The organism is Nocardia sp. NBC_01503 (assembly GCF_036327755.1).
Lineage (GTDB): Bacteria > Actinomycetota > Actinomycetes > Mycobacteriales > Mycobacteriaceae > Nocardia.
Window position 1 is genome coordinate 2552337 of record NZ_CP109596.1, and the last position, 14654, is coordinate 2566990.

Here is a 14654-nt window from a genome sequence, read left to right on the forward strand (position 1 = left end):
AGCGAGCGCGAGCGCGACCACAATCGGGGCATGACCGTCGACCTGAACAGCGACCTGGGTGAGGGCTTCGGCGCCTATGACATGGGTGATGACGCCGCCATGCTGGACGTGGTCACCAGCGCGAACATCGCCTGCGGGTTCCACGCCGGGGACCCGTCGATCATGCGCCGCACCTGCGCACTGGCCGTCGAGAAGGGGGTACGCATCGGCGCGCACATCAGCTACCGCGATCTGCCCGGTTTCGGCCGTCGCGCCATGGCGGTCGCCCCGGAGGAACTCCGGGATGAGACGCTCTACCAACTCGGCAGTCTGGAAGCCTTCGCCCGCGCGGCCGGTGATCGCATTCGCTATGTGAAGCCGCACGGTGCGCTGTACCACGCCGCCGCGGCGGATCCGGAGCTCGCGAACGCCATTGTCGCCGCCATGCGCGAATTCGATTCGGCCCTTGCCCTCCTCGGTCCGGCGGGCACCGAAATGGAGATGGCCGCCCACGCGGCCGGAACCCCCTTCCTGGGTGAGGGTTTCGCCGATCGCGCCTACACGCCGGAGGGCCTGCTCGCCCCGCGCGGTCTGCCCGGCGCGGTGCTGGCCCCGGATGAGGCGGTGGCCCAGGCGCTTTCGATCGCCCGCGATGGGAAGGCGGTCACCGTGGCGGACGGCACGGTGACTGTCTCGGCCGCCAGCATCTGTGTGCACGGCGACTCTCCCGCCGCTGTGGAGATGGCGCGTCGTATCCGTGCGGCGCTCGACGAGGCCGCGATTCCCGTGCGCCCCTTCGTCTGATGGCTGTGTCATGAGCTTCGCAGCCCGCTTCCTCCGAGATAACGCGGTCCCGCCTACATCCCCGTCGTGGATCGGGTATGCCCGAGGGGGTGCGAGCTTCGCCGAGCGACGGTCGCATACCCCGCGAACTGCGGCCCGGCGCGCGGGCGGGTGCGATGTGAGTGGTGCGAACGATTTGGTGTGGCACCGAACGCTGCCGCGCCATGGACGGGTGATTTGCCATGGGTGGTGAAATCCGCGCGGCGGGAGACCGTGCGCTGCTGGTGATTCCGCCCGTGCGCACCATGGTGGTCGAACTGGTGGCGGCGCTGCGATCGCGTCCCGAAGGGGTGGTGGATGTGCTGCCCGCCGCGGAGACGGTACTGGTCACCCTGTCCGCACCGGGCGCCGTCGAATCCGTGCGGAAGCAGCTGAATATGCTGCTGGCGCAACTGGAATCGGAGGCCCGGGTGGCGGTTGGCGGCCGCGCGCTGCCGGGGTGGCAGCCGAACAGGACCGATCGTTCGGAACAGTCGCTGGGCGGCAATGGTTTTCACGATGAGCCGGTGCGCATCCCGGTCCGCTACGACGGCGCGGACCTCGCCGAGGTGGCGCGGCTGCTCGGCCTGACGCCGGCCGAGGTGATCGCGCAGCACACCGCCGCTGTATGGCGTTGCGCCTTCGTGGGTTTCGCGCCCGGCTTCGGTTATCTGGAATCTTCGGACGGCCGCCTCACCGTCCCGCGCCGCCGGGAATCCCGTGCCGCGATTCCACCCGGAGCGGTGGCGCTGGCGGGTGGCTACTCCGCCGTCTATCCGCGCCGCAGCCCGGGTGGCTGGCGGTTGATCGGCACCACCGACGCACCGCTCTGGGATGTGGATCGCGATCCGCCCGCCCTTATCCGTGCCGCGACCCGGGTCCAATTCATCGATGTGGAGGCGGGTCACGCATGAAGCCCATCGGTATCCACCGCGTAGTCGACGGTCGAAGGGCTGGTCGCCGATGATCCGCGTCGAGCGAGTGGGTCCGCTGGCGACGATTCAGGATCTGGGTCGGCCCGGTTGGTTCGATTCCGGCGTCGGCATCGCGGGCGCGGCCGATCGCGCTTCGTTGCGTCTGGCCAATCGCCTGGTCGGGAATTCCGAGCGGGCGGCCGCGATCGAGGTGCTGCTGGGCGGGCTGGAACTGCTGGCCGAGCGGCATCTCACCGTCGCCGTGACCGGTGCCGCCGTTCCCATCTCGGTCGACGGTCGTTCGATGGGTTCGGCGAGCGTGCTGGAGGTCGAAGAGGGACAACGGCTTCGGCTGGGCATCGCTTCGACCGGTTTGCGGAGTTATGTCGCGGTGCGCGGTGGTATCGCGGTGCCCGCGGTGCTCGGCTCCCGTAGTCGCGACACGCTGTCGGGGATCGGCCCGGACCCGGTGCGCGCCGGCGATCTACTGCCGGTCGGCCCGCCGCCGCGCGAATATCCGATCGTCGATGTGGCTCCGGTGCCACCGCCGTATGCCGGTCGGCTCACCGTGCACGTGGTACCCGGTCCGCGCGACGACTGGTTCCACCGTGCCACAGCGCTTTTCGAGGGTGAGTGGACGGTGTCCTCGGAGACCGATCGGATCGGTGCGCGCTTGGATCGTCGGCATGGACCGAGCCTGGACCGCCGCGTATCCGATGAATTGCCCACGGAGGGAATGGTTCTCGGCTCGATTCAGGTCCCGCCGAGCGGCCGGCCGGTGGTGTTCCTGGCCGATCATCCGATTACCGGCGGCTATCCGGTGATCGGAGTCGTGGTCGATGCGGAGGTGGATCTGGTGGCGCAGGCACGACCGGGCCAGGCGATCCGCTTCCGCCCCCGCTGAACCGAAACCCGTTGTCAGTTCTCCTGATCGATCTTCGCGTGCATGAGGTACACGTTGTAGCTGTTCCACGCCGAGACGGTGAAGTACAGGTCCTTCGCGGTCGACCACGGATGAATGAACCCGCCGTACGCCGTCGGGTAGTCGTCGGTGTCCACCAGTGCGACCGGTTCGGTCCAGCTGCCCTGCGGTTCGGCGGCGGTGCGCAGCACGATCGCGTGGCGTTGCAGATCCAGGTACACCATCTGCCACCGCCGGCTGTCCTGGTCGTAATGGATGGAGAGTTCGCTGGCGGTGCCGGAAACCAGTGGGGTGGCGAGTAATTCGTTGGCTCCGTCGGCGGCGGTCCAGGTGCCGTTGATCCAGTACTGGTAGGCGGTCTTGTTCAATACCTGGTCTTTGGGCACCCGGCCGAGTCCGATGACGCCCACGCGCCCATTGGGTGTGCCGAACATGTAGACGTAATCGCCCTGCGGCACCATGGTCGCGACCTGGAAGCGGCCGAGCCCGAACAGGTTGTCCCAGCGCGCCCATTGGGATTTGGTCCAGGTGCGCCCGTTATCGTCGGACCAGGCGATACCGCCGTGGTTGGTCCACCACATGCCCGGAATCTTGCTCCACCGGTTGACCGACATATAGCTCAGGTACTGCCGGTCGCCGACCGCGAAGCCGGAGGTGGGGATGGTGGTGACCTCGTAGTTCCGGATCTTGCGGCTGTTCAGGATCTCGGTGGCGTGGCAGCGGGTGTCCTGGACGAAGTTGTCCAGCAGCAGGCCCTGCGACAGGTCGCGATTGCTGCTGTAGGCGATGGTGTTGCTGCGCCAGTCCTGTTCGCCGGTGCCCGCGCCGATGGGTTCCCAGCCCTTGCCGAAGGTGTCGCCGAAGACGACGGCGACCTGGCCGGGCTGGTTCTCCCACATCAGGCCGAGGTCGGTGCCGTCGACGCCCCAGCGCATATCGGTGCGATTGACCGAGCCGTGCCCGGTGACCTGGTTGACCAAATCGACCGATTCCACCTTGGGCAGCGCGATCGGCGGCACGGTGGGCGCGGCGGCGGGTGGCTGCACATCGGCGGCGGGCAGCGGTTGCGGTTCGGGCGGTTCACCGCCGGGGACCGGGATCGGAATGGGTTCGGTCTCGGGCAGCAATTCGATCTTGGGCAGCGACAGTGCGCCGTCCCCGGAGCTGGTGCTGCTCGGTGCGGCGGTGGTGGTGGCGGGCGCGCCGGTCGGGTTGCCCTCCGGCGGCGGGGCTTCCAGCGTGGGCTTGGGATTGTCCCGCACGTCCGGGCAGGGCGCCGCGCACGGATCCTCGGGCAGCGTGACGGGATCGATCCGGGTGGTGTCCGGCTTCGGGCCGGGTACCTCGACGGTGGTGATCCGCGGTACCGGCACCTGGATGCGAATCGTCGGATCGGGTTGCGGTGCACCACCATCGGGATTGGACTGCCGCTGCAACGGATCGAAACCTGTTTCGCCGCAGCTGTTCACCGGCGGCGGTTGCCAGGCCGGGACAGCGGAGGCGGGCGCGGCGGGCAACATGATCGCGCCGATGGCGAGGACGCCGGACAGGATCAGGCCGTCGGTGGTGCGGAATCCCATATGTCTCCCGGTTTCGATCGAGCCGATATTAGCGCGATGGCGGCAATGCCAGCGCAGTACACACCGGCGGCCGCGATCACCACCGCCGGTGAGCGTCCGTCGGCCGGAATCCACAGTGCGGTCCCGGCCAGCGCGCCCACGTAGGTGATGTTGAAGACGGTGTCCTGCAGGGCGAATACCTGGCCGCGGTGCAGATCGTCGATATCGATCTGCATGGCCGCGTCGCCGGTGAGCTTGATGATCTGCCCGGCCAGTCCGAGCAGGAATGCCGCCGCCAGCAGGCAGAGTTCGGCGCGTCGCTCCCCGGTGCCGTTCGCGATGGTGATGGGCGTGACGAGCGTCAACTGCACCACGATGGCGGTGAGCAGTCCGGCCACGACGGTGCGTGAGCGGCCCAGGCGCGGAATGAGAATGGGCGCGATCACCGCGGCCGCGAGCATCCCTGCCCCGGTGGCGGTGATGGCGGCGCTGAATTTTGCGATGTGATGCCCGCCCCCGCCGGTCCCGCTCGTCGCGGAGCCGCGCCGCAGCACCAGCACCATGAGCAGTGTGTCGGCGCCGAAGACGGCCCGATGCGCGGCGATGCCGATCATGGCGGTGGTGACCTCGCGCGAATGCCATGCGGCCGTGGCACCGGATCGCAATCCCGCCGCTATGGCCCGCAGCGAGCTTTGGGGCTGTGTCCCGACGCTGCGCGCCGCGGGTCCGCCGGGGTCGGGTGCGGGCTCGTCCGGATCGGGTCCGAGTGTGTGCCTGCGGAATCCGGCCGCTGACAGCGCGCCCACGACCGATCCGGCGGCGCTGAGCGCGACCGCCACCGCCGAGGCGGTGTCGCCCGCGCCGAGGACGGCGATGATGCCGAAGGAAATGCCCGCGCCGAGGATCGCGCAGCCCGAGGCCACGGTCGCCAGGATCGAATTGGTGGCTACCAGCCGCTGCTGGGCGAGCACCCGTGGCAATGACGCCGACACACCAGCGCCGACGAACCGCGACACGCCCACCACGGAGAGCGCGAGCAACAGGAGTGTCGTCTCGCGCACCCCGGCGAGCAGGCTCGCCGCTGTCACGCCGATCAGCAAACCGCGCAGCATGTTCGCGATGAGCAGGACCGTGCGCCGGTCCCAGCGGTCCAGCAGCGCGCCCGCGTACGGTCCGATGATCGAGTACGGCAGCAGCAGTGCGGCGAAGCCGCCGGCGATGGCCAGCGGATCGGTTTCGCGCTCCGGATTGAACAGGATCGCCCCGGAGAGCGCGGCCTGGAACATGCCGTCGCCGAACTGTCCGGCCAATCGCACGGTGGCGAGTCGCAGCGCGCCCGGACTCTCGCGTACCGCGGTGCGCAACCCGTTCAGCCCATACCGCATGCCATCCAGCTTGTGCCGTCCGCGCTCCGGTGTGTTCCCCGCTGTGGCAATCGGTTCGATCCCGGGTTCGCTCACCTGGCGGGGTGGGTGGTGACGAGTGCGAATACGGCCGCTCGCATATCGTCCGCCATGGGTAGGTTGTCCAGACTATCGGCGTCGATCCACTGGAATTGATCGTGTTCGCCGGGCGCCAGCATGACCTCTCCCGCTTCGGCTTCGACTACGAAGCTGTATTTGCGTACTCGTGATTTGGTGCGGGTGGCGTAGTCGAATCCGCCGAGTACATCGGTGATGCGCAGTACGCGCAGTCCGGTCTCCTCGAAGAGTTCGCGCTCCACGCATTGCGCGAAGCTCTCCCCCGATTCCACTCCGCCGCCCGGAAGTTCATACATCCCCCCGTGACAATCATCGGCAACACGCCGTACGACCAGGAGTTTTCCCCCACGGAAAACGGCCACACCCACGACGAAGTGGGTGATCCCCTCGCTGTTGGCCTGCTGCCGGAGTTCGCGTTCGATGCCCGCGAGTACGTCGGGTCGCATCCCTTGCTCTCCCTCCGGTTTCACTTGCGGCACATCATGATACGGTCGCCGACCGCACCCCGTCGGCAGGGTGTGAACAATAGCGCCCTGCTGTCCTGCCTGGTAGGCGGCGTACGGATGGCGCGGCACGCAAGTTAACATTTAACCCGGAGTTCAGCCCGGGGCGCCGAATGTGCCCCTACCCTGGATTCTGATCGGTGCACGCCGGTGAGAGGAGTAGGGCGGTGTCCACGCTCACGACACCACACATCGATGTCCATCGTGGCGGCGACCGCATGAAAACTCGTGTGGCGTGGCTGGATTCGAAGCATTCGTTCTCGTTCGGGGAACATTACGATCCCGAGAACACCCATCATGGGCTTTTGCTGGTGAACAACGAGGACATCGTGTTGCCGGGTGAGGGGTTCGAGACTCATCCCCACCGCGATATGGAAATCGTCACCTGGGTGCTCAGCGGCAGCCTGGTACATCAGGATTCGCTGGGTCATAACGGCGTGATCTATCCGGGCCTGGCGCAGCGGATGAGCGCGGGTTCGGGGATTCTGCATTCGGAGAAGAACGATTCGTGGCGGATCAGTACCGCGCCCGCACACGAGGAACCGGTGCATTTCGTCCAGATGTGGGTGGTGCCGGATGAACCCGGTCTGAATCCGGGTTATCAGCAGCTCGAGGTCGACGACGAGTTGGCGCGCGGCGCACTGGTGACGGTCGCGTCGGGCCTGCCCAGATACCGCGATCGCACGGCCATCGCCATCGGCAGCAGTCATTCGGCCCTGCACGTGGCCCGGATGCCGGGTGCGGCGGAGTCGCCGGAGGTTCGACTACCGGAGTCGCCCTATCTGCACCTGTTCGTCGCGCGCGGTGAGGTGGAGTTGGAGGGGGTCGGCACGCTCTACGAGGGTGATGCCGTGCGGATGGCGCGCAGTGGCGGTCAACGGGTGACCGCGAACCTGCCGTCGGAGATCCTGGTGTGGGAGATGCATGCGCGCCTCGGCGGGCAATAGCATGCGTTAACGCCTGCTCACAGCGTTGGCGATACCGGGAGCAGCACCCGACGGAAGGACGACGCCCATGTCGCAGTACCCGCCCCCCGGTAATTACGGCGAGTACCCCGCGCCCCCGCCTGGCGGTTATCCGCCGCCCGGTGGTCAGCCGCCGCAGCAGTATTGGCAGGAGTCGCCCAAGGGCAAGGGCCTGGCGGTGACCGCGCTGGTGCTCGGCATCCTCGCGGTGCTGCTGGATTTCACCATCATTCTCACCATCGTCGGTGTCTTCTTCGGTCTGCTCGCGGCGATCTTCGGCCTGATCGCGATGCTGAAGGCGCGTCGCGGTACGGCGGGTGGCTTCGGTATGGCGGTGGCCGGTCTGATCCTGGGCGTATTGAGCCTGATCGGCGGCATCGTGATCGGCATTTTCGTGTGGATCGTGTTCAAGGACAACGGCGGTGACGATCTGGTGGACTGCATCAGCAAGGCCGGTGGTGATCAGACCAAGGTGCAGCAGTGCCAGGACCAGTTCAGGGACAACCTGGAGAACAAGTTGAGCATTACGCTGACGCCCGCGCCGACCCCCTGACGCGCCCGGTCAGTGCTGTACCGGACGGCATTCCCGGGTGGCGCTGACGACTTCTGCGAGCTCGGGCCGAAAGTCGCTGGCGGGCGGGCAGATCCACGCGCGGTAGCCGCTGTGCTCATCGGCCGGGGAGGGCAGCACGATGTGGCTACCGGGCAGCGCCACCGCCGCGCAATCCCGGAACAGGTCCGAGAAGAGCGCGCTGTCGAGGTAGGAGTCGTCGGTGGGGCCGGTCAGGAAGGTCCAGCGCCCGGACCGCGGATGACTGATGACCGGTCCGCAGCGCTGGCGCGCCAGCAGGTGGTCGCGGACCCGGCGGCCCAGGTCGGCGGGCATGGTGACGGCTCCGACGGAGCCGACCTCCAACATGATTCGGCCCAGCGCGAAGTCGACTATCCCGTATAGGCCATGCTCCTTGCGGTAGCGCCGGCAGCGGGCCAGCGCCTCCTGGGTGGCGGTGTACGAGGACGGGTCCAGCGCGCTCATTGGCGAACCTCCTGCTACCGACCCTATTCTCCCGCAATCGGTATGACAATAGTCACACGCCGGTGAGTTGGGGGCGTAGCATCAGCAGTCATGGCACCCGTATCACCCACCGTGGCCCGGTGGGAACTGGTACTGCGATTACGGGAGCTGCGCGAGCAGCGCGGCTTCGATTCGGCGACCTTCGCCAAGCGGGTCGGCTTCACCCCGGCCAACTGGTCCCATGTGGAGAAGGGCCGCAGAGTTCTGACCGCCACCACCATCGGCCCGGTACTGGAGCTGTTGGAGGTCGATGGTGAGGAGCGGGACGAACTCCTCGAATTGCTCACCGCCAGTAAGGAACGCGGCTGGTGGGCCAAATCCTCGGCGCTGATCGGTTCGGAGCTACAGCGCTACTACGGTATGGAGTTCGGTGCGGAGAGCATCCGCAGCTACGACTCGCTGGTCATTCCCGGGTTGCTGCAGACCGAGGAGTACAGCCGGGCGCTCATCAGTGCCGATGTCATGATCCGCCCGGTGCAGGTGGAGCAGTTGGTGGCGATTCGGATGCGCAGACAGCAACGATTACGCGACGCCGATCGGCCGGAGCTGACCGCCGTCATCGGCGAGGCCACGCTCATGCAGCAGATCGGCGGCCCGAAAGTCCTTCGGGGACAACTGGAACACCTGGCAACACTCTTGGACGAACTGGATTCGGTGACGGTGCGGGTGATTCCGTTCGCCGCCACCCGCGGTGCGATTCTCGGCGGCTCCAGTTTCCATCTACTGGATTTCTCTTCGACGGCGCTGCATACCTTCGGCTGGGTGGAGAGCGCGGTTTTCGGTGGGGCAGTGGATGATCCGGAGTTGATTCGCGATCTTGATTTCGCATTTGTGCGTGCACTCGACCAATCTCTCAGTCGTGCAGAATCTTTGGAATTGATCATGAGTTATTCGCAAGGGTAGGAGACACATGCGAGACGGTAATATGCTGCCCATGCTAGAAACCGCGAAGTATCAACCGGAATCCACCGGCTGGTTCACGTCGACCCGCACGAATAACGGAAATCAGTGTGTAGAGGTCCGATTCGATGGTGCGGCGGTGTTCGTCCGTGACAGCAAGTACCGGCGAAATCCGGCCAACAGCGCACTCGACGAGCCCGTCATCACCGTCAGCGCAGTCGAATGGATGTCCTTCCTGACAATCCTGCGGGATAACCCCGGCGGCGTAACCACCCTCACCGCGCACACCGCCGCGGACGGATTCACCACACTCCGGTCCGGGGAGATCGGTCTCGTCTACACCCCTGGCGAATGGGAGGCCTTCCTGGCCGGGGTCCGCGATGGCGAGTTCGATCGAATTCCACTCGCCGCCTGATCTTGTTTTCGCTCTCCGCGTGATCCCGCCGCAGCCGCGCCGCGATCGGCATACTGGAGGGCGTGACTTCGCAGCTGACGCCTCCCTCCGGTATCGATCTGTCCTTCCGCAACGAGGGCGTGCGGGTGCAGGACGACCTGTTCGCGCACGTCAACGGCGAATGGCTGGATAAATACGACATACCGTCGGATCGGGCGGTGGACGGCGCCTTCCGCACGCTCTACGACCAGGCCGAGCGCGATGTGCAGCAGATAATCCAGGAGGCTGCCGCCTCCGATGCCGCCGCCGGCAGCGAAGAGCGCAAGATCGGCGACCTGTACAACAGCTTCATGGACACCGCCGCCATTACGGCCGCGGGGCTCACCCCCATCGCCGGTGAACTCGCCGCCATTGCCCGGGTGAGCGATCCGAGCGAATTCGCCGCGCTCATCGGACGGCACCAGCGCACCGGTGTGGGTGGTGCGATGGCGTTCTACGTCGATACCGACGACAAGAACTCCGAGCGCTATCTGGTGCACACCTCGCAGTCCGGTATCGGCCTGCCCGACGAGTCGTACTACCACAAGGACGAGTACGCCGAGATCCGCGAGAAGTACGTCGCGCATATCGGCCGCATGTTCGCATTGGCCGGTCTGGATTACGACGCGCGCCGGGTATTCGAGCTGGAAAAGAAGCTGGCGCAGGGTCATTGGGATGTGGTCCGCCGCCGCGACGCCGAGAAGAGCTACAACCTCACCACTTTCGACGCCCTGGCCGCCGATAACCCCGAATTCGACTGGAATGCCTGGACTTCCGCGCTCGCCGAGGGCCTGGACCGCTCCGGTCCGGACCTTTTCGCCGAGGTCGTGGTGCGGCAGCCGGATTATGTGCGCACCTTCGCACGGCTGTGGGCCTCGGAGGCGCAGGCGGATTGGCAGGCGTGGGCGGCCTGGCGTGTGGTGAAGGCCCGCGCCGCCTACCTCACCGATGACCTGGTGCAGGAGAGCTTCGACTTCTACGGTCGCACGCTGACCGGTGCACCGGAGAATCGCGAGCGCTGGAAGCGCGGTGTCTCGCTGGTGCAGGATCTGCTGGGCGAGGCCGTCGGCAAACTGTATGTGGCCCGGCACTTCCCGCCCGCCGCCAAGGCCCGCATGGTCGAGCTGGTGGAGAATCTGCAGGAGGCGTACCGCCGCAATATCGCCGATCTGGAGTGGATGGGTCCGGACACCCGGCAGGCGGCCCTGGCCAAGTTGGAGAAGTTCACCCCGAAGATCGGTTACCCGGACGAGTGGCGGGACTACTCGGCGATCACCGTCGATCCCGCCGATGTGGTCGGCAACTACCGCAGTGGCTATGCGGCAGAACACGATCGGGATCTGGCGAAGCTGGGCGGCGCGGTGGATCGCGGCGAATGGTTCATGACCCCGCAGACCGTGAACGCGTACTACAACCCGGGCATGAACGAGATCGTCTTCCCGGCCGCGATTCTGCAGCCGCCGTTCTTCGATATGAACGCCGACGACGCCGCCAATTACGGTGGTATCGGCGCGGTCATCGGTCATGAGATCGGCCACGGCTTCGACGATCAGGGTTCGAAGTACGACGGTGACGGCAATATGATCGACTGGTGGACCGAGTCCGATCGCACCGAATTCGGTAAGCGCACCAAGGCTTTGATCGACCAGTACAACGCCTTCTCCCCCAAGGACCTCTCCGATGACCATACGGTCAATGGCGAATTCACCATCGGTGAGAATATCGGCGATCTGGGCGGCCTCACCATCGCGCTGGCCGCGTACGAAATCGCCATGGAAGGCAAGGAGATTCCGGTCCTGGACGGATTGACCGGTCTGCAGCGCGTCTTCTTCGGCTGGGCGCAGGTCTGGCGCACCAAAGCCCGCCAGGAGGAGGCCATCCGCCGCCTCGCCGTGGACCCGCACTCCCCGCCGGAGTTCCGCTGCAACGGGGTGGTCCGCAACCTGGACAGCTTCCACGAAGCGTTCGACGTGAAGCCGGGTGATGAGCTCTACCTGGATCCGGCGGAGCGCGTGAAGATCTGGTGATGGCCCCGGGGCCTTCGTAGCACGGTCAGGTGGATCACCTTCGGTTCCAGCGGGGTTCGGCAGAAGGCCACGAATTTTCGGAGTGGTTACCTCGTCTGCCGTACCCCGCTTCGGCTCCCCCATGGGGAGCCGCACTCTCACCTCCCAGCCTGGCCGGCTGGCTGTGGGAACCTTCAGAACCACAACGACGAAAGACAAGAACAACAAGACACAAGACGCCAGGACGAGAAGAATCACCCACTCGAAGTAGACAATCCGGGCAAGGTGAGGCGTCTCGGGGTGCCCGTACCCCGCTTCCGAGGTGACCGCACCACTGACACAGGGCCATCACACCCCGTGTACTGGGATCACACCCCGTACAAGGGGTGTGCGGGTTAGACAGGGGGTGTGATGGCTTGGGGGGTGGGGTTTTTGGGGGTTTTGGTCTTTGGGGTTTGTGTCTTTGCTCGAGATCGGGACCACGGCTACCCGGCCAGGCTGGGTCGTGAGTATTCGCGCCTGAGGGGGGAGCGAAAGTCGGGTACGGCAGGCGAGGTTCCCACGCTGAAGAATCGTGGCATTCTTCCGAACCCGGCTGGAACGTAATGTCCCGTACGGTATTCGGCTACGAAGGCCCCGGGTACATCCCGGTGTGCCCCGCTACGAAATCCGCAGTTCGGTTTCAGCGTCGAAGAGAAAGAGTTCGTCCTGCTTCGGGGTGAGGTGGAGCTTGTCTCCCAGCGCCACCTGGAAGCGGCGGTCCACGCGGGCGACCACTCGGCCGGAGCGGCTGGACCATTCGTCGGTGATGCCGTGGGAGTAGAGGAAGGATTCGGCGCCCAGCTCTTCGAGCAGCTCCACCTCTACCGCCAGGGAGTTCTCCGGATCGGTGGTGACCTCCCACGACTCGGGCCGAATGCCGACGACCACTTTGTCTCCGGAGACCTTGTGCGGCAACGGGATATGCAGGTCGTTGAGCACGGCGGCACCCTCGCGGATGGGGGCGGTGAGCAGGTTCATGCCGGGGGAACCGATGAAACCGGCGACGAAGGTGTTCACCGGGTTGTCGTAGAGCTCGCGCGGCGCGGCGATCTGCTGGAGTTGGCCGTCTTTCATGACCGCCACCCGATGGCCCATGGTCATGGCTTCGACCTGGTCGTGGGTAACGTAGACGGTGGTGGTGCCCAGGCGCTTCTGCAGGGCCGCGATCTGCGAGCGGGTCGAAACCCGCAGTTTCGCATCGAGATTCGAGAGCGGCTCGTCCATGCAGAAGACCTGCGGGCGGCGCACGATGGCGCGACCCATGGCCACGCGTTGGCGCTGGCCGCCGGAGAGTTTGGCGGGTTTGCGGTCGAGGAGGTCTTCCAGCTCGAGCATGGCGGCGGCTTCCTTGACCTGAATCAGGGTGTCCGCCTTGCTCATTCCCGCATTGCGGAGCGCGAATCCCATATTCTCGGCCACCGTCATATTCGGGTAGAGCGCGTAGCTCTGGAAGACCATGGCCACATCGCGGGACCGCGGCGGCAGCCCCGTGACATCGAGGCCGCCGATGCGAATCCGCCCGGCGGACACCGCCTCCAGACCCGCCAGCATGCGCAGACTGGTGGATTTACCGCAGCCCGACGGTCCGACCAGCACCAGGAATTCGCCGTCGGCGATCTCCAAGCTCAGGTCTTCGACCGCGGGACGCGGCGCACCCGGATAACTGAGGGAAACACCCTCGAACTGCACAGTCGCCATGCGGCGGGTCTCCTAACTAGGTACTACTTGGGCAGCTTGGGGGTGATCTGCCGGTCGATAATGGTCTGCAGCTGGCTGCTGATATCCGCGAAAGCCGAAGTGACATCGCGGTTCTGCAGGCCGATCTGCTCCATACCGGTGCCGATGATCTGGTCACCGCCGGGCACGAAGACGCGCGCGAAGTCCTGGGACTTGGTCACCGCGAGCTGATCGATGGCCGTCTTGGAGTTCGGGTTCTTGGCCAGGAAGTCCAGCTCGCTCGGATCCTGCAGCGCCGACTTGCGGACCGGCATGTATCCGGTGCCCTGCGAGAAGTACGCGGTATTGGCCGCATTGGTGATGAACTCGATGAACTTGAGCGCGTTCTCCTTGCGCGAGTCCGAGATTCGCGACGGAATCGCCAGGCCCGCACCACCGGTGGTGGCCCCCGCGCCGTTCGGATGCGGCAGGAAGGCGGTGCCGACGGTCAGCTTGCCCTCGGCGTTCTTCATGATGCCCTTGAGATCACCGGTGGAGGCGATGGTGGAGCCGAGAATGCCGGTGCCGAATTCGGTGGCGATCTGCGGGCGGATGCTCGCGTACTTCTTCACATTGATCATGTCGCTGAAGAACTTGCCGGCCTCGATCGACTTGGGGTCGCCGAACTTCAGCTTCCAGTCGTCGGAGTAGCCGCCGCCGAAGGTCCACATCGGGCCCTGGAAGGTCCAGGCCAGGTAGTTCTTGGCGTCACCCCAGCCGTGCGCCCACTTGTCGCCGCCCATGACGCCCTGGATCTTCGGGCCCCACTCGTCGAATTCCTGCCAGGTGTTCGGGCCGCGGTCCGGCAGTCCGGCCTTGGACCAGACATCCTTGTTGTAGTAGAAGACCTGGGTCGAGCGCGCGTACGGCAATGCGTAGTGCTTGTTGTTGAACTTGTAGTCATTGGCCAGCGAGTCGACGTAGTCGTCGAGTTTCACACCGGCGGAACCGAAGTGCGAGTCCAGCGGTTCGATGGTTCCGTTCAGCGCGTAGTTGAACCACCAGACATCGGACAGCACAACGACATCGGGGAGTTCACCGCCGGAGAGCGCCGCGTTGAACTTCTGCGACACCTCCTCGTAGTTCTTGCCCGCGTCGACCAGGTTGACCTTCAGATCCGGGTACTTGGCCTGGAACCGGTTGATGAGCTCGGTCTCCAGCTCCTTGGAGGTGCCCGGGTGGTTGGACCAGAAGGTGATGGTGTTCGAGTCACCACCCTGCTTGCTGCCGCCGCCGGATCCGGCGCAGGCGGTCAGCGTCAGCCCGGCCGCGGTGGCACCGGCGAGGCCGAGGAACCCGCGTCGAGACAGCGCGGGAAATCGGGAGTCGGACACTGG

At 65.8% G+C, this 14654-nt stretch carries 14 protein-coding genes; 8 read left to right on the top strand and 6 right to left on the bottom strand.

Going from position 1 to position 14654, the window contains the following annotated elements:
• The first annotated feature begins 30 nt into the window (after window positions 1–30).
• The 3 genes from OHB26_RS11465 (at window position 31) to OHB26_RS11475 (ending at window position 2619) form a co-directional block, all read left to right on the top strand.
• A complete protein-coding gene (locus OHB26_RS11465; protein WP_330184158.1) occupies window positions 31–783 on the top strand; it encodes a LamB/YcsF family protein in 753 nt (250 codons plus the stop codon).
• A 221-nt stretch (window positions 784–1004) separates the two neighbouring features.
• On the top strand, window positions 1005–1715 hold the full coding sequence (locus OHB26_RS11470) for a 5-oxoprolinase subunit B family protein (protein ID WP_330184159.1): 711 nt from the start codon (window positions 1005–1007) through the stop codon (window positions 1713–1715).
• Between the two features lie 49 nt (window positions 1716–1764).
• A complete protein-coding gene (locus tag OHB26_RS11475) occupies window positions 1765–2619 on the top strand; it encodes a biotin-dependent carboxyltransferase family protein (protein ID WP_330184160.1) in 855 nt (284 codons plus the stop codon).
• 14 nt (window positions 2620–2633) lie between these two features.
• Here the strand turns inward: OHB26_RS11475 and OHB26_RS11480 are convergent, their stop codons facing one another.
• From OHB26_RS11480 to OHB26_RS11490, 3 genes are all read right to left on the bottom strand, one after another.
• The gene (locus tag OHB26_RS11480; protein ID WP_330184161.1) at window positions 2634–4217 is read right to left on the bottom strand and encodes a DUF4185 domain-containing protein; all 1584 of its coding nucleotides are present in this window, start codon (window positions 4215–4217) and stop codon (window positions 2634–2636) included.
• The gene (locus OHB26_RS11485; protein ID WP_330184162.1) at window positions 4190–5581 is read right to left on the bottom strand and encodes an MFS transporter; all 1392 of its coding nucleotides are present in this window, start codon (window positions 5579–5581) and stop codon (window positions 4190–4192) included. Before OHB26_RS11485 ends, OHB26_RS11480 begins: the two co-directional genes overlap by 28 nt.
• A 71-nt stretch (window positions 5582–5652) precedes the next feature.
• On the bottom strand, window positions 5653–6123 hold the full coding sequence (locus OHB26_RS11490; RefSeq protein WP_330184163.1) for an NUDIX hydrolase: 471 nt from the start codon (window positions 6121–6123) through the stop codon (window positions 5653–5655).
• Window positions 6124–6347: 224 nt separating this feature from the next.
• Between OHB26_RS11490 and OHB26_RS11495 the strand changes: the two genes are divergently transcribed.
• Together OHB26_RS11495 and OHB26_RS11500 are read left to right on the top strand one after the other, a co-directional pair.
• Entirely contained in the window at window positions 6348–7127 is a 780-nt protein-coding gene (locus OHB26_RS11495; RefSeq protein WP_330184164.1) for a pirin family protein, read from the top strand.
• A 67-nt stretch (window positions 7128–7194) separates the two neighbouring features.
• A complete protein-coding gene (locus OHB26_RS11500; protein WP_330184165.1) occupies window positions 7195–7698 on the top strand; it encodes a DUF4190 domain-containing protein in 504 nt (167 codons plus the stop codon).
• Between the two features lie 9 nt (window positions 7699–7707).
• Here OHB26_RS11500 and OHB26_RS11505 read toward each other — a convergent pair whose 3' ends face one another.
• Complete coding sequence (locus OHB26_RS11505; RefSeq protein WP_330184166.1) at window positions 7708–8181, bottom strand: hypothetical protein; 474 nt, start codon at window positions 8179–8181, stop codon at window positions 7708–7710.
• 90 nt (window positions 8182–8271) lie between these two features.
• On the opposite strand from OHB26_RS11505, the gene OHB26_RS11510 reads away from it, so the two are divergent.
• From OHB26_RS11510 to OHB26_RS11520, 3 genes are all read left to right on the top strand, one after another.
• Window positions 8272–9123 (top strand): Scr1 family TA system antitoxin-like transcriptional regulator, encoded by an 852-nt coding sequence (locus OHB26_RS11510; protein ID WP_330184167.1) that lies wholly within the window; start codon window positions 8272–8274, stop codon window positions 9121–9123.
• 31 nt (window positions 9124–9154) lie between these two features.
• Window positions 9155–9535 (top strand): DUF397 domain-containing protein, encoded by a 381-nt coding sequence (locus OHB26_RS11515; RefSeq protein WP_330184168.1) that lies wholly within the window; start codon window positions 9155–9157, stop codon window positions 9533–9535.
• 62 nt (window positions 9536–9597) lie between these two features.
• Complete coding sequence (locus OHB26_RS11520; protein ID WP_330184169.1) at window positions 9598–11580, top strand: M13 family metallopeptidase; 1983 nt, start codon at window positions 9598–9600, stop codon at window positions 11578–11580.
• A gap of 639 nt (window positions 11581–12219) precedes the next feature.
• Here OHB26_RS11520 and OHB26_RS11525 read toward each other — a convergent pair.
• Together OHB26_RS11525 and OHB26_RS11530 are read right to left on the bottom strand one after the other, a co-directional pair.
• The gene (locus OHB26_RS11525) at window positions 12220–13299 is read right to left on the bottom strand and encodes an ABC transporter ATP-binding protein (RefSeq protein WP_330184170.1); all 1080 of its coding nucleotides are present in this window, start codon (window positions 13297–13299) and stop codon (window positions 12220–12222) included.
• 23 nt (window positions 13300–13322) lie between these two features.
• A complete protein-coding gene (locus OHB26_RS11530) occupies window positions 13323–14651 on the bottom strand; it encodes an ABC transporter substrate-binding protein (protein ID WP_330184171.1) in 1329 nt (442 codons plus the stop codon).
• Window positions 14652–14654 lie beyond the last annotated feature (3 nt).